General features: G+C 66.6%; 22 protein-coding genes and 2 pseudogenes. 14 read left to right on the top strand and 10 right to left on the bottom strand.

Annotated elements, in window-relative coordinates; genetic code table 11:
* Positions 1–52 precede the first annotated feature (52 nt).
* Positions 53–577, top strand: coding sequence for a glycine cleavage system transcriptional repressor (locus tag CFE50_RS07805; protein WP_115946356.1), 525 nt, complete (start codon positions 53–55; stop codon positions 575–577).
* Positions 578–580: 3 nt separating this feature from the next.
* On the opposite strand, the gene CFE50_RS07800 is transcribed toward CFE50_RS07805, so the two are convergent.
* The 3 genes from CFE50_RS07800 to CFE50_RS07790 all read right to left on the bottom strand — a co-directional run bounded on the left by CFE50_RS07800 (position 581) and on the right by CFE50_RS07790 (position 3,727).
* Positions 581–1,066 (bottom strand): UPF0158 family protein, encoded by a 486-nt coding sequence (locus tag CFE50_RS07800; RefSeq protein WP_286732401.1) that lies wholly within the window; start codon positions 1,064–1,066, stop codon positions 581–583.
* Between the two features lie 77 nt (positions 1,067–1,143).
* On the bottom strand, positions 1,144–2,544 hold the full coding sequence (locus CFE50_RS07795; protein ID WP_278443091.1) for a sugar porter family MFS transporter: 1,401 nt from the start codon (positions 2,542–2,544) through the stop codon (positions 1,144–1,146).
* 199 nt (positions 2,545–2,743) lie between these two features.
* Positions 2,744–3,727 carry a LysR family transcriptional regulator gene (locus CFE50_RS07790; RefSeq protein ID WP_286732399.1) on the bottom strand — a complete coding sequence of 328 codons (984 nt, stop codon included), beginning with the start codon at positions 3,725–3,727 and terminating at the stop codon, positions 2,744–2,746.
* Positions 3,728–3,819: 92 nt separating this feature from the next.
* Between CFE50_RS07790 and CFE50_RS07785 the strand changes: the two genes are divergently transcribed.
* The 6 genes and pseudogenes from CFE50_RS07785 to CFE50_RS22775 all read left to right on the top strand — a co-directional run bounded on the left by CFE50_RS07785 (position 3,820) and on the right by CFE50_RS22775 (position 8,326).
* Positions 3,820–4,458, top strand: a complete 639-nt coding sequence (locus CFE50_RS07785; protein ID WP_286732397.1) for an alanyl-tRNA editing protein — start codon at positions 3,820–3,822, stop codon at positions 4,456–4,458.
* A 35-nt stretch (positions 4,459–4,493) separates the two neighbouring features.
* Positions 4,494–5,264, top strand: a complete 771-nt coding sequence (locus tag CFE50_RS07780) for a 2OG-Fe(II) oxygenase (protein ID WP_007159850.1) — start codon at positions 4,494–4,496, stop codon at positions 5,262–5,264.
* Position 5,265: 1 nt separating this feature from the next.
* The gene (locus CFE50_RS07775; RefSeq protein ID WP_027597438.1) at positions 5,266–5,907 is read left to right on the top strand and encodes a LysE family translocator; all 642 of its coding nucleotides are present in this window, start codon (positions 5,266–5,268) and stop codon (positions 5,905–5,907) included.
* 29 nt (positions 5,908–5,936) lie between these two features.
* A pseudogene (locus CFE50_RS07770) lies at positions 5,937–6,263 on the top strand (Arc family DNA-binding protein).
* Positions 6,264–6,364: 101 nt separating this feature from the next.
* Positions 6,365–7,627 (top strand): annotated as a pseudogene (locus CFE50_RS22780) (HAMP domain-containing methyl-accepting chemotaxis protein); the annotation flags it as partial.
* The gene (locus CFE50_RS22775) at positions 7,613–8,326 is read left to right on the top strand and encodes a methyl-accepting chemotaxis protein (RefSeq protein ID WP_502694689.1); all 714 of its coding nucleotides are present in this window, start codon (positions 7,613–7,615) and stop codon (positions 8,324–8,326) included. The pseudogene CFE50_RS22780 and the gene CFE50_RS22775, both read left to right, overlap by 15 nt.
* 39 nt (positions 8,327–8,365) lie before the next feature.
* On the opposite strand, the gene CFE50_RS07760 is transcribed toward CFE50_RS22775, so the two are convergent.
* Positions 8,366–8,950 carry a flavin reductase family protein gene (locus CFE50_RS07760; protein ID WP_286732387.1) on the bottom strand — a complete coding sequence of 195 codons (585 nt, stop codon included), beginning with the start codon at positions 8,948–8,950 and terminating at the stop codon, positions 8,366–8,368.
* Positions 8,951–9,111: 161 nt separating this feature from the next.
* On the opposite strand from CFE50_RS07760, the gene CFE50_RS07755 reads away from it, so the two are divergent.
* Positions 9,112–9,804, top strand: coding sequence for a hypothetical protein (locus CFE50_RS07755; protein WP_286732386.1), 693 nt, complete (start codon positions 9,112–9,114; stop codon positions 9,802–9,804).
* 58 nt (positions 9,805–9,862) lie between these two features.
* On the top strand, positions 9,863–11,875 hold the full coding sequence (gene rep / locus CFE50_RS07750; protein WP_241809384.1) for a DNA helicase Rep: 2,013 nt from the start codon (positions 9,863–9,865) through the stop codon (positions 11,873–11,875).
* A gap of 240 nt (positions 11,876–12,115) precedes the next feature.
* On the opposite strand, the gene CFE50_RS07745 is transcribed toward rep, so the two are convergent.
* Together CFE50_RS07745 and CFE50_RS07740 are read right to left on the bottom strand one after the other, a co-directional pair.
* The gene (locus CFE50_RS07745; RefSeq protein ID WP_286732384.1) at positions 12,116–14,731 is read right to left on the bottom strand and encodes a cellulase family glycosylhydrolase; all 2,616 of its coding nucleotides are present in this window, start codon (positions 14,729–14,731) and stop codon (positions 12,116–12,118) included.
* 284 nt (positions 14,732–15,015) lie between these two features.
* Positions 15,016–15,993, bottom strand: a complete 978-nt coding sequence (locus CFE50_RS07740) for a glycosyl hydrolase 53 family protein (protein WP_286732383.1) — start codon at positions 15,991–15,993, stop codon at positions 15,016–15,018.
* Between the two features lie 148 nt (positions 15,994–16,141).
* Between CFE50_RS07740 and CFE50_RS07735 the strand changes: the two genes are divergently transcribed.
* Entirely contained in the window at positions 16,142–16,693 is a 552-nt protein-coding gene (locus tag CFE50_RS07735) for a DinB family protein (protein ID WP_286732382.1), read from the top strand.
* Between the two features lie 212 nt (positions 16,694–16,905).
* On the opposite strand, the gene CFE50_RS07730 is transcribed toward CFE50_RS07735, so the two are convergent.
* From CFE50_RS07730 to dadA, 4 genes are all read right to left on the bottom strand, one after another.
* Complete coding sequence (locus tag CFE50_RS07730) at positions 16,906–17,460, bottom strand: cupin domain-containing protein (RefSeq protein ID WP_007159860.1); 555 nt, start codon at positions 17,458–17,460, stop codon at positions 16,906–16,908.
* A gap of 182 nt (positions 17,461–17,642) precedes the next feature.
* Entirely contained in the window at positions 17,643–18,713 is a 1,071-nt protein-coding gene (gene alr, locus CFE50_RS07725) for an alanine racemase (RefSeq protein ID WP_286732381.1), read from the bottom strand.
* A gap of 92 nt (positions 18,714–18,805) precedes the next feature.
* Positions 18,806–19,162, bottom strand: a complete 357-nt coding sequence (locus CFE50_RS07720; RefSeq protein ID WP_059313211.1) for a RidA family protein — start codon at positions 19,160–19,162, stop codon at positions 18,806–18,808.
* The gene (gene dadA / locus CFE50_RS07715; protein WP_286732379.1) at positions 19,137–20,435 is read right to left on the bottom strand and encodes a D-amino acid dehydrogenase; all 1,299 of its coding nucleotides are present in this window, start codon (positions 20,433–20,435) and stop codon (positions 19,137–19,139) included. Before dadA ends, CFE50_RS07720 begins: the two co-directional genes overlap by 26 nt.
* Before the next feature lie 157 nt (positions 20,436–20,592).
* Between dadA and CFE50_RS07710 the strand changes: the two genes are divergently transcribed.
* The 4 genes from CFE50_RS07710 to CFE50_RS07695 all read left to right on the top strand — a co-directional run bounded on the left by CFE50_RS07710 (position 20,593) and on the right by CFE50_RS07695 (position 24,978).
* Positions 20,593–21,081, top strand: coding sequence for an Lrp/AsnC ligand binding domain-containing protein (locus CFE50_RS07710; protein ID WP_007159864.1), 489 nt, complete (start codon positions 20,593–20,595; stop codon positions 21,079–21,081).
* A gap of 70 nt (positions 21,082–21,151) precedes the next feature.
* Complete coding sequence (locus CFE50_RS07705; protein WP_286732376.1) at positions 21,152–21,961, top strand: class I SAM-dependent methyltransferase; 810 nt, start codon at positions 21,152–21,154, stop codon at positions 21,959–21,961.
* Positions 21,962–22,150: 189 nt separating this feature from the next.
* Positions 22,151–23,431 carry an NAD(P)/FAD-dependent oxidoreductase gene (locus CFE50_RS07700; protein ID WP_286732375.1) on the top strand — a complete coding sequence of 427 codons (1,281 nt, stop codon included), beginning with the start codon at positions 22,151–22,153 and terminating at the stop codon, positions 23,429–23,431.
* Complete coding sequence (locus CFE50_RS07695) at positions 23,428–24,978, top strand: phospholipase D family protein (RefSeq protein WP_286732374.1); 1,551 nt, start codon at positions 23,428–23,430, stop codon at positions 24,976–24,978. The genes CFE50_RS07700 and CFE50_RS07695 overlap by 4 nt, the downstream gene beginning before the upstream one ends.
* Positions 24,979–25,138: the final 160 nt, after the last annotated feature.

Raw genomic sequence — 25,138 nt, 5'->3', positions numbered from 1 at the left:
GCGATCGGGCGGGCTAGACTGGAAACTCCTTCTGCCCGCCCTGGAGCCCGCCATGGAACACCTGGTCCTGACCGTCATCGCCCCCGATCGCCCCGGTCTGGTGGAAGCCCTGGCCGACTGCGTGGCCGCCCAGGGCGGCAACTGGCTGGAAAGCCGCATGGCCCACCTGGCCGGTCAATTCGCCGGCATCCTCTCGGTGGAAGTTGAACCGGAATTGCGCAATGGGCTGGTGGAGACGCTGCAGCAGCTGGCCATTCCCGGCTTGCGCATCCTGGTCGGTGAACCCGGCCAGCCGGCGCCGGTGGGTGCGCCCCTGGTGCAGCTGGACCTCCTGGGCAATGACCGGGTCGGCATCGTCCGCGACATCACCCGGGCGCTGCACCAGGTCGGCGTCAACGTCGAACGCCTGTCCACCGAGACCCGCCCGGCCCCCATGAGCAGCGAGGTGCTGTTCCACGCTACCGCCCTGCTGGCGCTGCCGGCCGATCTCGCACTCGAGGCCCTGCAGGCCCACCTGGAAACCCTCACCGACGACCTGATGGTGGAGCTCAAGCTCTATCGCCACGGGCACGACTAGGCCCTAGCTCCGCCCCTTCTCCAGCCGCCGCCGGATGCCCTCGGGAACATCGTCCGGCAACGGCATCCGCCCGTCCGCCGGCAGGGCTTCCAGGCCGGCTTCGTCCAGCAGCACCAGCAATTCCTCCTTGAGGCGCCTCAGGGCGAAGGCCTGCCAGGCCTCGCGCACCGAGGGGAAGAGCTCCAGCTCGTAGTCGAAGGTGCGGATCGGTCGCCGGCTCTCCAGGGCCGCGCGCAGCAAGGGCTGGGCGTGGGGATGGCGCAACTGGTGCAGAAAGGCTTCGCGCAGCTCCAGGCGATCGTCTTGGGTCAGGCGCGGCAGCGGCAGGTAGCGTTCGGGATCTTCCAGTTCCTCGCGTTCTTCCAGACTGAGATCGTCCGGATCGAGCAGGCGCAGGGCGCCGCTGGCAAGGTCAAGGAAGTGGGTACCTCGCTCCCGGCTGTCCAGAGCGGCAGCCAGCAGATCGAGGTCGAGGGTGAGGGGGCGCATGGCAGGACTCCGGCACAGGCGAACAGGAGCGGAGGTTACCTCCGCTCCTGTTGCGACCCTAGCACCGGAGCCGGCGTTCAGCCTTTCCGCTGATAGGGGAAGAAGCGCCGCTCGCGCAGGTCGTGCTCGATCTGCTCCAGGCTCTTGCCCTTGGTCTCCGGCACCAGGCGCCAGATGAACAGCAGCGCCACCAGGGAAATCCCGGCATAAAGCCAGAAGGTGTGGGCGGCGCCCAGCTTGGTCACCAGGCTCAGGGTGGTGAGGGTCACCAGCAGGTCGAAGCCCCAGTGGCTGAAGGCGCCGACGCTGGCGCCCTTGCCGCGCACGAACAGCGGATAGACCTCGGCATTGATCAGCCAGATGCAGACGCCGAAGCCGCCGCAGTTGAGCATCAGGTAGGCGGCCAGGCAGGCCACCACTGTCCAGCGCTCGACATCGGTCTGGGGACCGGCACCCTGGAACAGGTAGCCCATGACTGCCAGGGCGATGATGGAGCCGGGAATCAGCGTCAGCAGATAGCGGCGACGACCGATGCGATCCACCAGGAAGCTGCCGACCACGGTCATGATCACCACCAGGATGGTGCTGCAGCCGGTGGCCAGCACCGCGGTCTGGTCGGAGAAACCGGCCTGGGTGAGGATGGTGGGTGCGTAGTAGATCAGGGCGTTGTTGCCGGTGATCTGCGAGAACATGGCGATGCCGGCGCCCACCAGCAGGGCCGGACGGACCCAGGGCGAGAAGAGGTCGCTCCAGTTGCCTTCCGGGGCGTTGCTCACGGTCTTGATCTCGGCCAGTTCGGCCTGGGCCGCGGCCTTGCCGCCACGGACCCGTTCCAGCACCGCCAGGGCGTCGCCCTCGCGACCCTTGACCAGCAGCCAGCGCGGACTTTCCGGCAGTACCGCCATGCCGGCCAGCAGGATCAGCGCCGGCACCAGGCCGAGGCCGAACATCCAGCGCCAGTGCTCATCCAGGGCGAAGCCGGTGAAATAGGCTACGGTGATGCCGAACACCACCATGAACTGGAACAGCACCACCAGCTTGCCGCGGTGCTCCGGCGGCGCCACCTCGGCGATGTACACCGGGATGATCTGGGTGGAGCTGCCAGCCGACAGGCCGAGCAGGAAGCGCGACAGGATCAGCAGGGTGACGTTGGGCGACAGCGCCGAGAGCACCGAACCCAGGGCGAACACCAGGGCCACGCCGATGATGGTCTTGCGGCGGCCGAGGCGGTCGGAGATCGGGCCGGTGCCGAGGCAGCCGAACAGGGCGCCAAAGATGATGGCGCCGGTCACCAGTTGCTTGACGGTGTCGTCCATGGCGAATTCGCGGCCGAGGCCGAGCAGGGCGACGCCGATGATGCCGGTGTCGTAGCCGAACAGCAGACCGCCCAGGGCGGCGATCACGGCGATGAGCACGACCAGCCCCTTGCGCGGGGTGGCCGCCACGGGTGCGGCGAGCGAGGGTGATGAAGCGAGCATGGGGAAATCCTTTCTTGTTTTGCCAGGGCAAGGATCGCGGCGGCGACCTGATCCACCCGCGCGGGCGGGCCGTGGGGGAGCATGGCCCAGGGAAAAGCGCGATGCGGCAGGCAGAGAAACGTTAGGTGAATCGTTTCACCTAATGATGCCAGTTGTAACAGGACTTGTGAAAAGCATCACGCTTGGCGACCGGCAGCGCCTAGCTGCCGATGGTCAGTTCCTGGAAGCGCTGCTCGGGCAGTGCCGCTGCACCCTGCCCCGGGCGCAGGGCCTGATCGCCCAGGCGCTCGACCAGGAAGTCGATAAACACCTTGAGCTTGGGCGGCAGGTGGCGCGTCGCCGGATAGAGCAGCCAGGCGCCGCCGTGGTAGTGCGGCAGAAAGGACCACTCCGGCAGCACCTGGATGATCTCGCCACGGGCCAGGGCCGCCTGAGCAGTAAATAGCGGTAGGCTGCCGATGCCGATGTGGTTGAGCACCGCGTCCAGGCGCACCCCGGTGTGGTTGGCGGCATAGCGACCGCGCACATTGACGTGGACCACCTTGGCGCCCTGGCGAAACTTCCAGCGCGAATCAGCCGGCTCTTCCGCCAGGTAGATGCAGCTGTGCCCGGCCAGGTCGCGGGGATGGACGGGCTGGCCGTGCTCGGCCAGGTACTGCGGCGTGGCGCAGAGCAGGTGCTCGATGGTCAGCAGCTGACGACCCACCAGCCCGGGCGGCGGCCGGTCGGTGATGCGGATGGCCAGGTCGACGTTCTCGTCGATCAGATCGACATAGCGGTCTTCCAGCAGCAATTGCACGTCCACCGCCGGATAGCGGCGCAGGAAGTCGGCCATGTGCGGATGGATCACCGTGCTGCCCACCGCCTTGGGCACCGACAGCCGGACGATGCCGGCCGGCGCCTGGTTGAACTGACCACTGACCTCCAGCACCGCCCGCGCGGCGCCGACCATGTCACTGCAGCGCCGATAGACCTCCTCCCCCGCCTCCGACAGCCGCAGCTTGCGGGTGCTGCGATTGAGCAAGCGGGTGCCCAGGGCCTTCTCCAGGCGCGCCACGCTGCGACTGGTGGAGGATGGGGTCAGACCCAGCTGACGGGCCGCCGCAGAGAAGCTGCCGCTCTCCACCACCCGCACGAAGATGGCCATCTCGCTGAGCAGCGGTAGGGGAAGATTTATGCTCACAGCGCAAAATTCCTTTGGAGAGAGGGTGGATTATCACCCTTGCGTGCGCTCTTTAGAATGAGGATGTTTCTCGTTTTCTAGGTAGTAGACGTATGACCGAGCGCCTGTATTTCCTGAGCGACAGCCTGATCGCCGAGGTCGAGGTCCACGCCTGTAGCGCCGCCGAGGACGGTTATGTCGTCGAATTGCTGGCCACGCCCTTCCATCCCCAGGGCGGCGGCCAGCCCAGCGACACCGGCTGGATCGGCACCGCCGAGGTGACCCGGGTGGTCCAGGACGGCGACCGTATCCTGCACCACACCACCCGCCCCCTGCCGCCCGGCCGCGTGCTGGCCCGGGTCGACGAAAGCCGGCGCCAGCTGCATTCGCGGCTGCATTCGGCCGGGCATCTGCTCGGTCACATCGGCGAGACCCATGGCTGGGTACCAGTCAAGGCCCATCACTGGCCGGGCGAAGGCCGCATCGAATTCATTCCGGGCGAGGATACCTGCGCCCTGGACGTCGAAGCCCTGCAGGCGCACTTCGACGCCCTGGTGGAAGAAGACCTGCCGCTGCAGATCGAGGTGCAGGCCGATGGCCAGCGCCAGGTGCGCTTTGGCGAGGACGTGGCGCGCTATGCCTGCGGCGGGACCCACGTGCGCTCCCTGCGCGCGGTCGGCGCCCTGAGCGCCCTGGGCGTCAAGGAAAAGAAGGGACGCCTGCTGGTGAGCTACGACATGGCTGGCGCCTGATCAACCGCTCACCTCACCCGCAGAAAGGAAGCGCCATGCTGCTCGAACTCGACGCTCTCGACACCGAGAGTCTGCTCCGTCTCACCGATGAACGCCTGCTGGCCGTGCGGGTGCGCCACTTCGTGCCGCGTCCGCTGGCCGACGACCTCGGCCAGCAGATCCTCGGCAACGGCTTCGCCACCTACACCAACGCCCCCAGCATCGGCCGCATCGGCATGGCCTTCTATGAGGCGGAGCACCAGCGCGCGCAGATGGACGACTATTTCGCCAGCGTCACCAGCAACCTGGAAGAATTGCGCCGGCGCTGCCGTCCCTACCTCAATCCCATCGACCTGGTGCGCTGCACCCTCGACGAGGTCTGGCCCGCCGGGGCCCGCCTGCAGACCCTCTGGGGCCGCAAGATGTACGTCGGCCTGTCGCGGGTGGTGAAGCCGGGGGTGCGCTTTCTCGCCCATCACGACATCTTCGCCAAGGACGCGCCGGGCAGCGAGGAAGCCGAAAGCCTGGTCGCCCAGCTGGCCTGCAACGTCTACCTGACCATGCCCAGCGTCGGCGGCGAACTGCAGCTCTGGTCGCGCGAGCTGTCGCCGGAGGCCTTCGACGCCATGCGCGGCGACAGCTACGGCATCGAACCCGACCGCCTCGGCCCGCCCTGCCTCACCATCCGCCCCGAACCGGGCGATCTGATCCTCTTCAATTCCCGCCGCATGCACGCCGTGACCCCCGGCAACGACCAGCCGCGCCTGTCGCTGTCGTGCTTCGTCGGCTATCGCGGGGCGGCCGAACCCCTCACGTACTGGAGCTGACATGTCCCCCTACCTGAGCGAATTCCTCGCCCTGGCGACCATCCACTTCCTCGCCGTGCTGGCGCCCGGTCCGGATTTCGCCGTGACCGTGCGCCAGAGCGTGAGATTCGGCCGGCTGATCGGCCTCTGTACCGCCCTGGGCATCGGCGCCGGCATCTCGGTGCACGTGCTCTACACCCTGCTCGGCATCGGCGCCCTGATGCACGCCACGCCCTGGCTGCTGGGCGTCGCCAAGGTGGTTGGCGGCGCCTACATCCTCTGGCTGGGCTTCAACCTGATCCGCAGCAAGCCCACCGCCGCGCCGCTGGACGACAGCCAGTGGCAGCAGGCGGATCTGCAGCGGCAGTCGCCCGGCAAGGCCTTCCTCACCGGCTTCCTGACCAATGCCACCAACCCCAAGGCCACCCTGTTCTTCCTGGCCATCTTCACCACGGTGGTCAGCGGCAGTACGCCGCTGACCGTCCAGGGCCTCTATGGCCTGTGGATGTGCGCGGTCAACGCCGGCTGGTTCGCCCTGGTCAGCCTGCTGTTTTCCAGTCCGCGCGTTCGCCAGACCTTCCTGCGCCTGGGCCACTGGTTCGAACGAACCATGGGCCTGGTGCTGGTTTTCTTCGCCGGTCGACTGCTGTTGTCGGCGCTTTGACGTCAGTCCACTCGTATTGGAGGTCCTCCATGCCCTACGTCCACCGCGCTCCCGCTGGTATTCCCACGGAAAAGTTCGTCGTCCGCCTGCCCGATGGAATGCGTGAACGCATCGCCGCCGTGGCTCGCTCCCATCGCCACAGCATGAACACCGAGATCGTCGCCTGGCTGGAGCGCAGCCTGGTGCAGGACGGGGTGCTGTAGCAGCAGGTCGACGCGGACGACGAGTTGCTCAATGCCAGCGAGCAATTGCTGCTGCAGCGCTTTCGTCAACTCAACGAGCGCCAGCAGAACGCGCTGATTTCGGTACTGGAGCTGGAGTTGCCCGTGCCGGTGCATGCGCGCGAAACCGCCTGAGTCCGGCAGGTCCGGGTCCCGCAGGGAACCGACCGTCGGCAGCAGGGCCGCCCACCAGGCGGCTCTGACGTGCGGCTTTCAAGTATCGATCGGGACAGCCGATGAAGGGGGTCTTCGCACTCTCTTCCGGAATTCCCATGTCTGTATCCAAAGCCTCCTGGCTGAGCAATCTCGGCATTTCCAAGAAGCTGGCCCTGGGCTTCGGCGCCCTGCTGGTCATGGTGACGGTGGTGGCCCTGTTCGGCTATTTCACCGCCAATACCCTGCTCGAGCGCATCAACAAGACGCGCTACAGCGGCGAGCTCAAGGCCCATATCCTCAACGTCAGGATCGACGAGAAGAACTATCTGCTCGATCCCAGTGCCGCCAGCATCGCCCAACAGCAAGCCGACCTGACGGTGATCGCGGAAGACGTCGCCAAAGGTCTGAATCTGCTGAGCAACCCGGCCAACGTCGCCATCCTGCACAGCATCCAGCAGGAGATGAAAACCTACCAGGAGCGTTTCACCGCCCTGCAACAGGCCAACCAGACCAGCGCCGAGGCGCAAAAGGAGCTGACCAAGGTCTCCGATAACGTGACCGAGACCCTCGATCAGCTGTTCGAGCTGGTCTTTGCCCCGGGTGGCAGCTACAGCACCGCCGACCTCAAGGCCTTGGCCGAGATGAAGGCGCAGATGGTCGGTGTGCGCCTGGCCATTCGTCGCTTCCTCGGTACCCCCGATGACAGCAAGTCCCAGGCGACCCTCAAGGTCATCGACGAGCTGCTCAAGACCCTGGCGACTGCCCAGAAGCAGATCGACGGCGACACCGCCGCCCGCCTCTACAGCGCCACCCAGGACGTGATCCGCTATCGCGCCTTCTTCGAATCCATCGTCGCCCAGAATCGCCAGGCCCGGGCCGCGGTCGCCAGCCTGCAGGAGCAGGGCAACAAGCTGGTGCAGTTGCTGGATCAGCTGGGCGAGGGTCAGCTCAAGTCCGCCGCCGCCGAGCGCCAGGCCGCCCTGCTCAAGCTGCTGCTGAGCAGCCTGATCGCCCTGCTGATCGGCATCGCTGCCGCCTGGCTGATCACCCGCCAAATCACTCAGCCGCTGGCGACCGCCATGGTCATGCTCAAGCGCGTCGCCGCCGGCGATCTGACCCTGAGCGATAAGGTGACCCGTCGTGACGAGCTGGGTGAATTGCAGCGTACCACCCAGGCCATGGCCGCTGACCTGCGCCAACTGGTGGGTGGCATCGCCAGCGGCGTCGGGCAGCTCAGCAGCGCGGCCGACGAACTCTCGGCCTTTGGCGTCCAGACCAGCCGCGGCGTCACCCAGCAGCGCGACGAGATGCAGCAGGTGGCCACCGCCATGAACGAGATGGCGGCCACGGTGCACAACGTGGCGCAAAACACCGCCAACGCCTCCAGCGCCGCGCAGAACGCCGACAGCATGGCCCGCGAAGGCAGCCGCACGGTCAAACGTGCAGCCCAGGAAATCACCCTGGCCGCCGAAGAGGTGCAGGGCCTGGGCGATGCCATGGAGCGCCTGGACAGTGCCAGCGGTCGCATCGGCAGCGTCATCGACGTGATCAAGGCGATCGCCGAGCAGACCAACCTGCTGGCGCTCAACGCCGCCATCGAGGCCGCCCGCGCCGGCGAACAGGGTCGCGGCTTCGCCGTGGTGGCCGACGAGGTCCGCTCCCTAGCCCAGCGGACCCAGGAATCCACTCAGGAAATCGGCGAACTCATCGCCACCCTGCAGCAGGGCACCACCGAAGCCAGCGCGCGGATGCAGGCCAGTCGCGACCGTACTCTGGGCACCGTGACCCTGGCCCAGGACGCCGAGCGTGCCCTGGAGGCCATCTACCAGGCGGTGGCGGAGATTCAGAGTCTCAATCAGCAGATCGCCACCGCGGTGGAAGAGCAGAGTCTGGTGGCCGAGGAGATCAACGGCAACGTGGTCAAGGTCAGCGGCCTGGCCGAGGAATCGGCCACTGCCAACGCCCATGCCGCCGCCTCGGTCAACGAGCTGGCCCGCCTGGGCGGCGATCTGCAGCAGATGGTGGCGCGCTTCCGCGTCTGACCCCGCTCGCGACGACGCCAGGCGCTGGCGTCGTCGGGCTCAGTCCTTCGGCGTCAACAGCTGGCCCTGGATGCCGTCGCCGATCACCAGGAAATGGCCACCGGCAACGTGGTGCAGGGTACGCAGACCGTCCTGGCCGCGAAAATCCCAGCGCCCCTCGCGAAATACCCGGGTATCGGCCCGGGCGGCGACCACCTCACCGAGAAACAGGTCGTAGTCCTGCTGGTTGTGCGCCTCGGGCAGCAACCGGCACTCCAACCAGGCCACGCAGCCGGCGATCAGCGGCGCGCTGACCTCTTCACCGGCCAGGGTCTCGATGTCGTAGGCGGCGAACTTGTCCAGTTCACGGCCGCTGGTGTTGCCCACCGTCTGCACCAGATCCACCTGGGCGGCGCAGGGCACGCTGAGCACGAAGCTGCCCTCGGCCTCCAGCAGTTCGCGGGTCCAGGTCTGCTTGTCCAGCACCACCGCCACCTTGCCCGGCTCGAAATCCACCGCCATCGCCCAGGCCGCGGCCATGACGTTGCGCCGGCCGGCGTGAGCCGCGCTGACCAGCACCGTGGGACCGTGGTTGAGCAGGCGGTAGGCCTTGGCCAGAGGGACGGCGGCAAGGGACGAATTCATGGAAGGACTCCAGTGGGAAAAGTGCCAGGGTAGCGCAGCGCCCACCGTTCGGCGCCGCGCGGATAAAAAATCGCCGCGTGCCAAACGTCGGGAGACATCAGGGGTCTATCGCCCACTCCCGGTACGGGACCGACAAGAAACCTGCGTTAAGGATGACCGCTATGCCCACCCACCTGGTTCGCTCCCTCCTGCTGCTCTGCGCCTGCTGCCTGGGTCTGCCGCTGGCCCATGCCCAGGACGTCAAACCACCACACAACGCCCCGCTCACCCAGCCGCTGCTGTCCAGTTCCATCAACGACTTCAGCAACGAAGACTGGGATCGTGGCGTCCTGCGCCGTGTGGCCGGCCTGACCATTCCAGCCACCCCGGCCAACGTCGAGGGCTTCATCAGCGGCCGTCAGGTCCAGCTGGGCGACGGCGAATGGCGCGCCATCACCGAGGTCCAGCGGGTCGGCGACAACCTGGCGGTGTTCGTCGAGGGCAAGCCGCTGGACGCCGAGACCGTGGGCTATCCCAGACGCCTGGCGGTGGACGACGCCCCCGGCACCGGACGCCATCTGCAGCGCCTGCCGGGTCGCTTCAATACCCCGATCAACGACTTCACCAACCAGGACTGGCTCAAGGGCGTCTATCGCAAGGCCGCGGGCATCTCCATCCCGGTCACCGAGCGCAATCGCGAGGAATTCAAGCCGGGCGCCATCGTCCGCCTGGCCGACGGTCAGGACTATGCCGTCACCCATGTCAGCGAATTCGGTCGCAGCATGGGCGTGTTTCTCGATAGCCCCGTGCTGCCCGGCGAGAAGTACGGTTATCCGCGCCAGCTGACCTTCGTCGCGCCACCACCCAAGCCCTGAGACCGCAGGAGCCGGCGCTGGTAAAATCCCCCGCCCAGCGTCGTCACCCCGGTCCGCCATGTCCAAGCTCAACCCCCGCCAAGCCGAAGCCGTGGCCTACATCAGCGGTCCCCTGCTGGTGCTGGCCGGCGCCGGCTCCGGCAAGACCAGCGTCATCACCCGCAAGATCGCCTACCTGGTGCAGCAGTGCGGCATCCGCGCCCAGTACATCTGCGCCGTGACCTTCACCAACAAGGCGGCGCGCGAGATGAAGGCGCGGGTGGCCAGCCTGCTCAAGGCCGGCGAAGGCCGCGGCCTGACCGTGTCCACCTTCCACAACCTCGGGCTGAACATCATCCGCCGCGAGTACGCGCACCTGGGCTACAAGCCGGGCTTCTCGATCTTCGACGAGGGCGACATCAAGGCGCTGCTCACCGACATCATGCAGAAGGAATACCAGGGCGACGACGGCCTGGACGAGATCAAGAACTACATCGGCAACTGGAAGAACGACCTCATCCTGCCGGACGAGGCCCTGGAAAAGGCGCGCACGCCCAAGGAGCAGACCGCCGCGGTGGTCTACCTGCACTACCAGCGCACCCTCAAGGCCTACAACGCGGTCGACTTCGACGACCTCATCCTGATGCCGGTGAAGCTGTTCCAGGAACACCCCGAGGTGCTGGAGCGCTGGCGCAATCGCATCCGCTACATGCTGGTGGACGAATACCAGGACACCAACACCAGCCAGTACCTGCTGGTGAAGATGCTGGTGCAGGAGCGCGCCCAGTTCACCGTGGTGGGCGACGACGACCAGTCGATCTACGCCTGGCGCGGCGCGCGACCGGAAAATCTGATGCAGCTCAAGGACGACTTTCCCTCGCTCAAGGTGGTGATGCTGGAGCAGAACTACCGCTCCACCAGTCGCATCCTCAAGTGCGCCAACGTACTCATCGCCAACAACCCCCATGTGTTCGAGAAGCAGCTGTGGAGCGAGATGGGCCACGGCGATCCGATCCGGGTGCTACGCTGCAAGAACGAGGACGGCGAGGCCGAGCGCATCGCCCTGGAAATCCTTACCCTGCACCTCAAGACCCAGCGGCCCTACGCGGACTTCGCCATCCTCTATCGCGGCAACCACCAGGCCAAGCTGATGGAGCTCAAGCTCCAGCACCACCAGATCCCCTACCGGCTCTCCGGCGGCACCAGCTTCTTTGCCCGCCAGGAGGTCAAGGACGTGATGTCCTATCTGCGCCTGCTGGTGAATCCGGACGACGACAACGCCTTCCTCAGGGTCATCAACGTGCCGCGCCGGGAGATCGGCTCCACCACCCTGGAAAAGCTCGGCAACTATGCCGGCAGCCGGGATCGCTCGATGTACGCCGCCGCCGACGAGATCGGCCTGGGCGAACACCTGGACGCCCGCTTCACCGAGCGCCTCGGGCGCTTCAAGCGCTGGATGGACGGGGTACGCCAGAATTGCGCGGGCGAGGACCCGATCGGCGCCCTGCGCAGCATGGTGATGGACATCGACTACGAGAACTGGATCCGCCAGAACGCCAGCTCCGACAAGGTCGCCGACTTCCGCATGGGCAACGTCTGGTTTCTCCTGGATGCCTTGAAGAACATCCTGGAAAAGGATGAAGACGGCCAGATGACCATCGAGGACGCCATCGCCAAGCTGGTCCTGCGCGACATGCTCGAACGCCAGCAGGAGGAAGAGGAAGGCGCCGACGGGGTGCAGATGATGACCCTGCACGCCTCCAAGGGCCTGGAATTCCCCTATGTGTTCATCATGGGCATGGAGGAGGAAATCCTGCCGCACCGCTCCAGCATCGAGGCCGACACCATCGAGGAGGAGCGCCGCCTGGCCTACGTGGGCATCACCCGCGCGCGCCAGACCCTGGCCTTCACCTACGCCACCCGGCGCAAGCAGTACGGCGAGCTGATCGACTGCACCCCCAGTCGCTTCCTCGACGAACTGCCACCCGAGGACCTGCTGTGGGAAGGCCTGGAAGAGGCGCCCCAGGAACAGAAGGCCGCCCGCGGCAACGACGCCCTGGCGGCGATGCGGGCGATGCTCAAGCGGGGTTGAGAGGGAAGGTTTCCCGTGGCGGCCTCCCTCACCCCAGCCCTCTCCCGGAGGGAGAGGGGGCGTCCGAAGTTACTCCGGTGACTCGCCCCACACCGAGCAATCCCCTCTCCCCTTGGGAGAGGGTTAGGGTGAGGGCCCGCCCCATGCCGGACTGACAACCCCCCATTTCTAACCCCCAAAAACGACACCGCCCCCGCTACCGGTCAGGTAGCGGGGGCGGTGCTGGGCGACACTCAGGCCTTACTTGGCGAAGTTGGTCACCATGTCGAAGATCGGCTTGGGACGCTTGAGGTCATACATCATCCCGAAGTGGCGCTCGTGGATCACCGAAAGGCTCGGCTCGTCGAGCAGTTCGTAGACGTTGATCTCGGCGACCACGTCCTTGTAGCTGGTGTTGAGCACCGTGAGCATCTGCTTGACGCTGTCGTAGCAGGCCCGGTCGCCGTCACGGCCGCCGTCGGTGTTGCCCTGGTAGACGTTGCCGCAGTTCATCTCGTTGAAGAACACCTTGGTCTTGTACTTGGTGGCCATGGCGCGCATCTGCCCCAGGTACATGTCCATCCAGTAGCCCTTGTCATCGAAGTACGGGTAGTAGTGGAAGCTGATGTAGTCGAAGTTGAAGCCCGACGCCTTCGCCTGGTCGAGGAACCACATGGCACCGTTGCGATCACCCGGGCAACGGGCGGTGGCGGTGCGGTCATCCGAGTTGCACGCCATCACGTTGATGGTGGTCTTGAGGTTGGCGCCCAGCTCGTCCGAGGCCTGCTTGATCCCGCGGTAGATGCCGACCAGGGTATTGATGCGATCCTGCGCCCCCGCCTTGGAATAGTCCTGCTCGTTGCCGACTTCCCAGATCTTGATGTCGTTGGCGTAGCGCTTGGCCAGGGCATAGGCCTGCGCCTGGGTCAGCTTGTGGGTGATGACCGGTCGCAGGGTGATGTTGTACTTGCGGGCCAGGGCCACCAGGCGATCCAGCTCGGGCAGGTTCATCACCAGGTACTCGCCGGAGCGATAGGTGCGCAGGTTGCGCGCGGCCAGGACCTGCAAGCGGGCTTCCATCTCGGCCGGCGGATAGGCGGCGCTGTTGTCGTGGCCGACCACCCCCAGGGGGATGTTCTTGTAGCCGGTCAGCGGCGCCGAGGCGACGGTGCCACCGGTAACCGGCTGGACCACGTTCTGCACCGGTTGCACGCTGGCTGCGGGGGTCGGCGTGGTCGTGGTGGCAGTGCCCTGGGCCAGCGCCGCGCTCACCTTCTTGTCGAAAGCGGTCTTGTCGTCACCCGCCGCGGCACGCATGACGTCCAGCGGCAGGGTGGCACGCGAGCTGACGCCATTGGTGAGGCGACTGCTCCAGTAGGCACTGCCGCTGCTGTCGGCGCTGCGGCCATAGAGGGTCTGGTAGACCTTGTTGACCAGGGCGGCACCGCTCAGCGAGCCATAGAGGGCGGTCGACTCGCCATTCGCGGCGAAGGTGGCTGCCAACTGCTCGACGCTCATGTCGCTGGCCAGGCGCGAAGCCCAGTAGTTGAGGCCGCCGGCATCGGCGGCCCGGCCGTAGTAGGCCAGGTAGAGCTGCTCGACGGTGGTCAGTTTGGACGAGGTCGCGGCGTTGGCAGTGGTGCCGGTGGCCGCGCCGGTGGTAGCGCCCGTCGTGGTCGTACCGCCCGTGGTGGTCCCGGTGGTGCCGCTGCCCGTAGCGGGAGCAGCGCCGGTGGCCGTGCCGGTGGTCGCTCCGGTCGTGCCAGTGGCGCCGGTCCCGCCGGTGGTGCCCGCGGTCGCGCCGCCCGTGGCGGTCTCGGTCTTGGCTGGCGTGGCCGCGGTTGGGGTCACCTGCGGGCCGATGCCGGCGCAGCTGTCCTTGTCCAGGTACTTGGCCAGCACCGCCCACTGCGGACGCTCCTTGCCATTGATCGGCTCGACCGCCTGGTTGTAGGTGCCCCAGCCCGGACCAGCGGCCCAGTAGGTGGCCGGAATGCAGTTCTGCTTCAGGTAGGCCAGCATGCCGTCAAGAATGGGCAACCAGCGCTCATCCGTGTCAGGTACGCCGAAGCCGCCGATGAAGCCGCGCTTGTTGTTGGCCTTGAGCCAGGTGACGAAGGGCTTGAGGCGCTCGACGCCATAGCTGGGCGAAAGGGTCGCCACGTTCAGGCTGGTGTCGAAAAAGGCCTGGGCCATGAAGATCAGGTTATTGGCCGGATCCTTGAGCTTGAGCAGCGCATCGTTCCACTGCGGCCAGCGGGTGGTGTCGGCCCAGCCGTTACCTTCGATAAAGATCGGGTGGGTCGAATCGGCCACGCGCACACCGTCGATGCCGTACTGGGCAGCGGTCGGCCAGTTGCTCACGGCGTCGTGGGGCTCGTTCATGATGTCGTAGCCATAGAGCGCCGCATGGGTGCCCCAGCGCTGAGCGACGCGGGTCATGAGATTCTGGAAGGCCTCGTAGGGGACTTCGCCCGCGCCGATGACCTTGCCCTGGTAGCGGGCGTAGTTGTGCAGATCGAGGATGACCTTGACGCCGTACTTCTGGGCGTAGCCCAGGGTGCGATCGATCAGGCCGGCGTAGGTGGGATCGAGATTGACCCCCATGGACGGTTGCAGGCGCTCCCAGAGAATGGGGAAGCGCACCAGCTTCACGCCCTTGGCGCTCCACTGCTGGAAATGGCTCTCGGCCGGGAAGATGAAGTTGCGGTCGTTGACACCGGGCAGTACCTGGGCGGCGAAGGTGGCGCCGGAGAAGTTGAGACCGACCAGGTCAACGGCCTGGGCGGAGGTGGCAAGCGAAGCGGTGGCGAACAGCGCAGGCAAGAGCAGCGCCTGACGCGGCAGGCGGCGGGAGATGGAGCTAAGGATTGTCATCAAGAAGGAACCAGATAGGCCGAGGTGCGCGATTCGATCCGTGCATCCCACCTCGGTACAGCAGGAAAACTGCCGGGGAAGATCGTTTCCCCAGCACCTGCAAAGCCTAGTGCAAGCGCTAGACCAATAAGAACCCGTGCCATCACGAAGCGGGGGTGAACGCGGTGTTTTGCCAGATGTACGGCGCCGATGATGGCACTTTCGCTACCGCTCGTCGGTGACCGCCTGGTCACGCAACGGGCCTGCCTCCAAGTGAAAGTCAGACTTGTCCGCTTTCTGGCGTATCAGGGCGCTCCGGCATAGCGGCGGACCAGTTCCATGACCGGTTTGGGCCGGTCCAGGTCGTACATCAGCCCGAAGTGACGCTCATGGGCAACCGGATGGGTTGGCTCGTCGAGCAGTTCATAGACGTTGATCTCGCGGACGATGTCGCGATAACGCCCATTGAGCTCGGAAAGGATGTATTCGAGGCTGTCATAACAGCCGCGATCCCCCGGTCGGCCACCGTCGGTGGTGCCCTTGTAGATCTCCGCGCAATTGACCTCGTTGTAAAAGATCTGCGTGCGGTACTTGGTCGCCATGGCGCGCATCTGCCCCAGGTAGAGATCCATCCAGTGACCGCGGTCATGGTAATGCGGGTAGTAGTGGAAGCTGATGTAGTCGAAATCGAAGCCGGCCGCCTTGGCCTGATCGAGAAACCACATGGAGCCCAGGCGATCGCCCGGGCAGCGCGCCTTGGGCCCGGTGTCGTAGGAATTGCAGGACATCACGTTGATGGTGGTCTTGAGGTCGGCGTTCAGCTCGTCGGAGGCGCGGCGGATGCCACGATAGATATCCACCAGGCGACTGATGCGGATACCCGCGCCGACCCGCGAATGATCCTGCTCGTTGCCGATTTCCCAGATCTTGATGTCCTTGGCATAGCGCTTGGCCAGGGCATAGGCCTGGGCCTGGGTCAGCTGCTGGGTGATCACCGGTCGCAGGGTGATGTTGTACTGACGGGCCAGGGCCACGAGGCGATCCAGGCGCGGCAGATCCAGCAGCAGGAATTCCCCGGAGCGATAACTGCGCAGGTTGTAGCGGTCGAGTAGTTGCAGGCGCTTTTCCATCTGCGCATCGGGATAGGCGGCGTTGTTGTCATGGCCTACCACGCCCAGGGGGATATAGGGCAGGTCGGGCAGGGCGACGGATTCGGCAGCGCAGACTGGACCACCCAGACACAGGGCGGCGACCAGGCCGAACCAGGGCGACATTCGAGGCATCAGGCGCATCCTTGCAGGTAAAGAGCAGAGCGGCGGAGCATGGCAAAGCGCCGGCAGCCCCTCAATCATGCACTCCTCCAGGCTGCGACCCCCCGCACAACCAGGCGCGTTACAGTAGGTGTCCGCGCGCCCTGTCGAGGAACTGCCCATGACCGCTTCCCTGCTGCTGGCCCAGGCCTGCAACAATCGCTGGTCGAACCAGCGCCTGCTGGCAGCCTGCGCCGGTTTATCATCGGAAGCCCTGCAGGCGCCCCAACCCGCCGCCTTCTTCGGCTCGCTCTGGGCCCTGCTCGGCCATCTGCTCGACGTGGATCGCTTCTATCTCGATGCCCTGCACGACCAGCCCCGGCCCTACCAGGACACGGAATGGCCCGACCTGGCGACGCTGCATGCGGCCCAGATCGCCAGCGACCAGCGCCTGATCGCCCTGTGTCGCCGCCTCGCTCCGCCGCAACTGACCCAGCTCATCACCCTGCCCCGCGCCAGCGGCCCGGTACGGGAAGGGCGACTGCGCACCCTGCAGCACCTCTTCGTGCACCAGCTGCACCACCGCGGCCAGGCCCACGCCCTGCTTCTGGCCAGCGGCGTAGCGCCGCCGCAACTGGACGAATTCTTTCTCGCCCAGGACGAACCGCTACGCCGGGCGGAGCTGGCGGCGTTGGGGATCGATGAAGAGGAGCTGTGGGGGACTGCCTTGTAGGTTGGGTTGAGCGCAGCGAAGCCCAACAGGCCTTGCCTCGGCGGGGCGGCAATGTTGGGCTTCGACGATGAAACTGTCTCAGCCCAACCTACGGACTCGAGCGCCCATTCGAACAGCCCTCTCTCCTTCCAGGAGAGGGTCGCGCCGGCACCGGCCTCCAGGTGGAAAAGGCTGCGCCGTTTTCCACCCTATGATCGCTATAACGCGAGTGCTCAGAAATTCGCCGGGGTGGTCGCGCTGATCAGCCGGGCGGGGGCTTCGAAGGGATTGCGGAAGCGGTGCGGCCGGCTGCTTTCGAAGTAGTAGCTATCGCCGGGTTCGAGGATATGCACCTCGCCGCCCACGGTCAGCTCCAGGCGGCCTTCCACCACCAGACCGGCCTCCTCGCCTTCATGGGCGTACATCTCTTCGCCGGTGTCGGCGCCGGGCGGATAGGTCTCGTCGAGAAAGGCCAGGGCGCGACTGGGGTGGGCGCGACCGACCAGGCGCATGCGCACGGTGTGGGCGCCGCTAGAGATATCGATGAGCTCGTTGGCGCGATAGACCACCTGGGTCGGCGTGTCCTGCTCCAGGTCCAGGGAAAAGAATTCCACCAGCGACATGGGAATGCCGGCCAGCACCTTTTTCAGCGAGCTGATGGAGGGACTGACGCTGTTCTTCTCGATCATCGAGATGGTGCTGTTGGTCACCCCGGCACGCTTGGCGAGTTCGCGCTGGGACAGGCCCTTGAGGGTACGGATGGTTTGCAGGCGGGCACCGACGTCCAAGGTGGAAAAGACTCCTCGAGCAGGCGGGTGAGACGTGGCCAGGCCACGCGCTGAGGGCGTGCCGTGGCACGGTGTTCAGCATCATGGCAACGCTGTTCGAGATTTACAACACTACGGCGGACGTGCGGCCCCCGGGTGGCGCTCGCCTGGCGGTGGCAGCGGGCAAAAGCCCCGTCCAGGGCCTAGTCGCGATAGCTGCGCGCCACCCGCTTGAGGTTGCACAGCAACTGGTAGGGGATGGTGTCGCAGCGCTCGGCCAGGTCCGCCACCGACACCTGGCGGCCCCAGAATTCCACCTCGCTGCCCACCCCGGCCTGGGGGTGATCGGTGAGGTCGACGGTGAGCATGTCCATGGACACGCGACCGATCAGCTGGCCGGGACGCCCGTCGATGGCCACCGGGGTGCCGTTGGGCGCATGGCGCGGATAGCCGTCGGCATAGCCCAGGGCGACCACCCCGACCCGGGTCGGCCCGGCGGTGACGAAGCGGGCGCCATAGCCCACCGGCTCGCCGGCCGGCAGTTCGCGCACGGCGATCACCCGCGAGGTCAGGGTCATCACCGGTTGCAGGCGTTCGGCGGCGGCCTGGGGCGTGGCGAAGGGCGAGACGCCATAGAGCATCAGCCCGGGGCGCACCCAGTCGCCGGCCGCCTGGGGCCAGCCCAGGGTCGCCGGTGAATTGCGCAGGCTGGTGGGACCGGGCAGGCCCTCGGTGGCCGCGCGGAAGGTGGCGATCTGCGCCGCGGTGGCCGGGCTGTCCGGTTCGTCGGCGCGGGCGAAGTGGGTCAGCTTGACGATGCCGCTGACCTTGCCGCTGGCCAGCAGTCGCCGGTAGGCGGCGGCGTAGTCCTGGGGAAAGAAGCCGACCCGGTGCATGCCCGAATCCAGCTTCAGCCAGACCTGCAGCGGCCGCGCCAGGGCGGTCCGCTCCAGGGCCTCCAGTTGCCAGTCGGCGTGGATCACCGTCCAGAGATCGTGCTCGGCGATCAGCGGCAGCTCGTCGATGCCGAAGAAGCCTTCCAGCAAGAGGATGGGCGCGCGGATCCCGGCGGCACGCAGTTCCAGGGCCTCCTCGATGCAGGCCACGGCGAAACCGTCGGCCTCGCCCGCCAGGGCACTGGCCACGGTTACCGCGCCATGGCCATAGGCATCGGCCTTGATCACCGCCAGGGCGCGGGCGTCGGAGAGTTCACGGGCCAGGCGATAGTTCTGGCGCAGGGCGGCGAGGTCGATGACGGCGCGGGCGGGACGCATGGGAGGTCTCGGCAAGGGAAGAGTGAGGGACAGGAGGGCTGGACAGCGCCCTCACCCCGGCCCTCTCCCAGGGGAGAGGGGGAACAGCGGTCTTACGCCTTGACGGCAGCGATGACGTTCATTTCCACCAGGATGTCCGGCTTGGCCAGCTTGGCTTCAACGGTGGTGCGACCCGGGGTGGCGCCCTGGGCAGCCCATTCGTCCCAGGCGCGATTCATGCCTTCGAAGTGCAGGGCGATGTCGCGCAGGAAGATGGTCACCACCAGGATGTGTTCCTTGTCGCTGCCAGCCTCGGCAAGAAATTTGTCGACGTTGGCCAGGGTCTCGCGGGTCTGCTGATAGATGTCGCCGGAAAAGTCGTCGGCCAGTTGGCCGGCCAGGTAGACCGTGCCGTTGTGGATATTGATTTCGCTCAGGCGGCGATCAGTGTGCAGACGCTGTACGGGCATTGCGCGGGGACTCCTGGGTAGCATGATAACGGGAGATGTCGAGACCCTCGGCGCTGATCTGCGGCTGCTTGCGGGCGATCAGATCGGCCAGCAGGCGACCGGAGCCGCAGGCCATGGTCCAACCCAGCGTCCCGTGCCCGGTGTTGAGGAACAGGTTGCGATAGCGGGTGGCGCCGACGATGGGGGTCCCGTCCGGGGTGGCGGGTCGCAGACCGGTCCAGAAGCTGGCCCGGGCGAGGTCGCCACCGCGAGGATAGAGGTCACCGGTGATCATTTCCAGGGTCGCGCGGCGGCGCGGATCCAGGTTCAGGTCGAAGCCGCAGATCTCGGCCATGCCGCCGACGCGGATGCGATCGTCGAAGCGGGTGATGGCGACCTTGTAGGTCTCGTCGAGGATGGTCGAGGTCGGCGCCATGGCGGCATCGACGATGGGCACCGTCAGCGAATAGCCCTTGAGCGGATAGACCGGCGCGCGGATGCCCAGGGGCGCCAGCAGTTGCGGCGAATAGCTGCCCAGGGCCAGGACATAGTGATCGGCGGTGAGCAGTTCGCCATCGACCTTGACGCCGTCGATACGGTCACCATTGGCGCTGAGTTGCTGGATCTCCGCGCCGAAGCGGAATTCCACGCCCAGGCGGCGGGCTTCCTCGGCCAGGCGATTGGTGAACAGGAAGCAGTCGCCGGTCTGGTCGTTGGGCAGGCGCAGGCCGCCGGCCAGCTTGTGCTTGACCGCCGCCAGCGCCGGTTCGACCCGGGCCACGCCGTCGCGGTCGAGCAATTCGAAAGGCACGCCGGAACGTTCCAGGACGGCGATGTCCTTGGCCGCGGCCTCCACCTGCTGTTGGGTGCGGAAGATCTGGGTGGTGCCCAGCTGGCGGCCTTCGTAGGCGATGCCGGTGTCCTGGCGCAGCTCGTCGAGGCAGTCGCGGCTGTATTCGGACAGCCGCACCATGCGCTCCTTGTTGACCGCATAGCGGGCCGCGGTGCAGTTGCGCAGCATCTGCGCCATCCACAGGTACTGGTTGCTGTCACCGGTCAGGCGAATGGCCAGGGGCGCATGCTTCTGGAACAGCCACTTCAGGGCCTTGAGCGGCACGCCGGGCGCGGCCCAGGGCGAGGCATAGCCAGGCGAGACCTGACCGGCGTTGGCATGGCTGGTCTCCAGGGCGGGACCGGCCTGGCGATCGACCACGACCACCTCGAAACCCTGACGGGCCAGATAGTAGGCGCTGGTCGTACCGATGACGCCACTCCCCAAAACCAGTACACGCATCGCTAGCTCCTGGCCGGTGAGAGGATTTCGCCGGCTTTCGTCGGAATGAAGGCAGATACGGCAAGTATAGAAAGCCGCTCGCAGTGCTAATCACTGAAGAATTGCCTATATTCGGAGTAATTTTCCGGTAAAGACCCCTTTGGCAGAGACCCCCGCGATGCGTACCCATCACCAGGCCAGACGCGAGCTGGACAAGATCGACCGCAACATCCTGCGCATCCTCCAGGACGATGGCCGCATCTCCTTCACCGAGCTGGGCGAACGGGTGGGGCTGTCCACCACGCCCTGCACCGAGCGCGTCCGCCGACTGGAGCGCGAAGGCATCATCCAGGGCTACAACGCCCGCCTCAATCCGCAGCACCTCAAGGCCGGGCTGCTGGTGTTCGTCGAGCTGAGCCTGGACTACAAGTCCGGCGACACCTTCGAGGAATTCCGCCGCGCCGTGCTCAAGCTGCCCCAGGTGCTGGAATGCCACCTGGTCTCGGGCGAATTCGACTACCTGGTCAAGGCGCGCATCTCCGAGATGGCCTCCTATCGCAAGCTGCTGGGTGACATCCTGCTCAAGCTGCCCCATGTGCGCGAATCCAAGAGCTACATCGTGATGGAAGAGATCAAGGAGACCCTGAGCCTGCCGGTGCCGGACTAACGGCTATCTGGCCAGCCGCGGGATTGGCAACTAGGCTAGGGCTTTTGTCCGAATGCCAAGGAGGCTTGCCATGGACCTGCCCGAACGCCAACTCATCACCGCCGCCAATCGCCAGGCCTGGGAGCTTTCGGCGCCGCTCCATGCCCAGGGTGAGGACTGGGAGACGCTGCTGGAGCAGGCCCGCCAACCCAGCTTCTCGGTCCTGGATGACTGCCTGACCCGCACTCTCACCGAGCTGGACATCCGCGGCCTGAGTTGCGTCCAGGTCGGCTGCAACAACGCCCGCGAACTGCTCTCCCTGGCGGCCTTTGGCGCCCGGCCCGCCCTGGGCATCGATCTGTCGCCGGCCTTTCTCGCCCAGGGCGAACAACTGGCCGCAGCCGCGGATCTGGCGCCGCGGTTGGTGGCGGCCGACATCTATGCCCTGCCCGCCGGGCTCGGTCAGCACGACCTGGTGCTGATCACCATCGGCGTGCTGGGCTGGATGCCGGACCTGCCGGCCTTCTTCGCCGCGGTGCAGGGCCTGCTGGCACCGGGCGGACGCCTGGTGATCTACGAGACCCATCCCTTCCTGGAAGTCTTCGAGCCCCATGCGGAACAGCCACTGGTGCCGCGCTACAGCTACTTCCGCCGCGAGCCGCTGGTCAGCGGGGACCTCATCACCTACGACGGCCTGGATCATGGCCAGGGCGCGCCGAGCTACTGGCACATCCACACCCTGGGCGCCATCGTCACCGCCTGCCTGGACGCCGGCCTGAGGCTGCAACGGCTGGAAGAGCATCCGCACTCCAATCGCGAGGCCGATTATGACGGCTACATCGGCCAGACCGCCCAGTTGCCGATGAGCTTTACCCTGGTCGCCCACCGGCCGACGGCTTAGAACCTATTCAAAGTCAGCTGCGCGTCGGCCAAACCGCGTCGAACAGACTTTCGGAATGCTCATTTACTCTGTGTAAACTCGAGCGCGAGTCCGATCCGCTTCCTCGAGTCTGTTCTCCTTGCCTGGCTCCAGCTCGCAAGACGTTGAACAGGCTCTTGTCCCTTTCACCCGCAAAATCAGACGCCGCCTATGCAGCCCCACGCGCCCTCCTATTACGCCGCCACCGCCAACCTGGAACTGGCTTTCCCGCCCCTGGAGGGCGAGGTCCAGGCGGATGTCTGCGTGGTCGGCGGTGGCTTTTCCGGACTCAACACCGCCCTGGAACTGGCCGAGCGTGGCGCCCGGGTGGTGCTGCTGGAAGCCCGCCGCATCGGCTGGGGCGCCAGCGGCCGCAACGGCGGCCAGCTGATCCGCGGCGTCGGCCATGACGTCGAGCAATTCGAACCGGTCGTTGGCGCCGAGGGGGTACGCGAGCTCAAGCGGCTGGGCTTCGAGGCGGTGGATCTGGTGCGCCAGCGCATCGCCCGCCACGGCATCGACTGCAGTCTCACCTGGGGCTTCGCCGACCTGGCCAACAAGCCGCGCCACTGGCGGCACCTGCAGGAAGAGCACGCCGCGCTGCAGGCGCTGGGTTACCCCCATCCGCTGCGGCTGGTGCCCAAGGCCCGGCTGGCCGAGGTGGTGGGTTCCGAGCGCTACCAGGGTGCTCTGATCGACGAGGGCTCCGGCCACCTGCATCCGCTCAACCTGGCCCTTGGCGAAGCCGCCGCGGCCCAGGCGCTGGGCGTACGACTGCACGAAGACAGCCAGGTCACCCGCCTGGAATACGGCCCCAAGGTGCGCGTCCACACCGCCCGCGGCCGGGTGAGCGCCGACACCCTGGTGCTCTGCTGCAACGCCTATCTCGAAGACCTGCAACCCGAGCTGTCCGCGCAGATATTGCCCGCCGGCAGCTATGTGATCGCCACCGAACCGCTGTCCGCCGAACGTGCCGCGCGGCTGCTGCCGGGCAATCGCGCGGTCTGCGACCAGAACGTGGCAGTGGACTACTTCCGCCTCTCCGCCGACCGCCGCCTGCTGTTCGGTGGCGCCTGCCACTATTCCGGGCGCGATCCCCGGGACATCGCCGGCTACATGAGACCGAAGATGCTGGAGGTCTTTCCCGAGCTGGCCGAGGTGCGGATCAATTACGCCTGGGGCGGCATGATCGGCATCGGCGCCAATCGCCTGCCGCAGATCGGCCGGTTGCGCGAACACCCCAACGTCTTCCATGCCCAGGCCTATGCCGGTCATGGGGTCAACGCCACCCACCTGGCCGGTCACCTGCTGGCCGAGGCCATCCTGGCCCAGTCAGCCGGTTTCGACCTCTTCGCCCAGGTGCCCCATGCGCGCTTTCCCGGCGGTCGCCACCTGAGGTCGCCGCTGCTGGCCCTGGGCATGCTCTGGTATCGCCTCAAGGACAGCCTGTGATCCGCCTGGTCGCTCCCCTGCTGCTGGCGCTGCTGGCCGGCTGCGCCACGCCGATTCCGCGCCACGCCTCCCAGGTGCTGCCGGTCGCCGGCACCGCCCTGGACAGCCAGGTCCGCGCCGCCGGCGCCGCCCATCCGGGTCTGTCGGGGCTGCGCCTGCTGGAAACCAGCACCGACGCCTTTACCGCCCGCGCCGAGCTGATCCGCAAGGCCCAGCGCAGCCTGGACATCCAGTACTACATCGTCCACGACGGCCTGACCACGCGGCTGCTGGTCAACGAATTGCTCAAGGCGGCGGATCGTGGCGTGCGCATCCGCTTCCTCATCGACGACACCAGCAGCGACGGCAACGACTACCAGATCGCCGTGCTGGCGGCCCATCCCAATGTGCAGATCCGCGTCTTCAATCCGCTGCACCTGGGCCGCAGCACCGGTCCGACCCGGGCCCTGGGCCGGCTGGTGGATCTCAACCACCAGCACCGCCGCATGCACAACAAGCTGTGGCTGGCCGACGACAGCGTGGCCATCGTCGGCGGACGCAACCTGGGCGACGAATACTTCGATGCCCGCCCGGAGATGAATTTCACCGATCTCGACCTGCTCGCCGCCGGTCCGGTGGCGCGCCAGCTGGGCACCAGCTTCGACCAGTACTGGAACAGTCCGCTAAGCCAGCCGGCCCGACGACTGCGCTGGTTCGCGCCCTCGCCCACCGCCCTGGTGCGGCTGCGCGCGCGGCTGCATCACTACCTCGACAGCGAACGCACCCGCGACCTGGCGCTGTACAACCGCCTGCGTCGCTACGCCACCGCGCCCCAGCTCGACGGCTGGCTGCAGGAGCTGACCTGGGCCCACGCCCAGGCGTTCTGGGATGCGCCGCGCAAGGTGCTGGCCGAGGACGAACCGGACTGGCAACTGCTGCTGACCCGTCAGCTGCAACCAACCCTGGACGGCGCTCAGCACCAGCTGCTGCTGGTCTCCTCCTACTTCGTGCCGATGAATCAGGGGGTCGCCTACCTGGGCGGCCTGGCCGCCCGCGGCGTCGATGTGCGGGTGCTGACCAATGCCCTGGAAGCCACCGACGTGCCCGCCGTGCACGCCGGCTACGCGCCCTATCGCGCGGCGCTGCTGGCCCAGGGCGTCAGGCTCCATGAGCTGCGCGCCCGCCCGGACCAGAAGCGATCCGCGCTGCCCTACAGCTTCGGCGAATCCGAATCCAGCCTGCACAGCAAGGCCATGGCCATCGACGGGCGCTGGGCCTTTATCGGCTCCTTCAACTTCGATCCGCGCTCGGTGCTGTGGAACACCGAGGTCGGCGTCCTGGTGGACAGCCCGGCCCTCACCGGTCGCCTGCGCCAGCTGATGCTGCAGGGCATGGACCCGAGCGTCTCCTACGCCGTCAAGCGCGTCGAGGATCGCGGGCAGGTGCGCCTGGAGTGGGTCAGCGAACGCGACGGCCAGCCGCGGGTGCTGCACCACGAACCGGGCAGCGCCTGGCGCCGTTTCAACGCCTGGGTGGTCAAGGCCGTGGGGCTGGAGCGGATGCTCTGACGTAGGTTGGGCTGAGCATAGCGAAGCCAACCAGGTCGCTCAGGTTGGGGCTATCGCGGCCATGACGGTCCGCCGCTGCGGCCGCTCCTACGGAATATCCGGCTGCTGTAGGAGCAACCGTCTTTATCGCGCCCATGCCGGTGCGCCGTAGCGACCGCTC

Origin of the sequence: Pseudomonas sp. PGPPP4, from assembly GCF_002256045.1 — a bacterium.
Taxonomy (GTDB): domain Bacteria; phylum Pseudomonadota; class Gammaproteobacteria; order Pseudomonadales; family Pseudomonadaceae; genus Chryseomonas; species Chryseomonas oryzihabitans.
The sequence above is the reverse complement of the archived record's forward strand: the minus strand, read 5'-3'. Positions and strand labels throughout refer to the sequence as shown.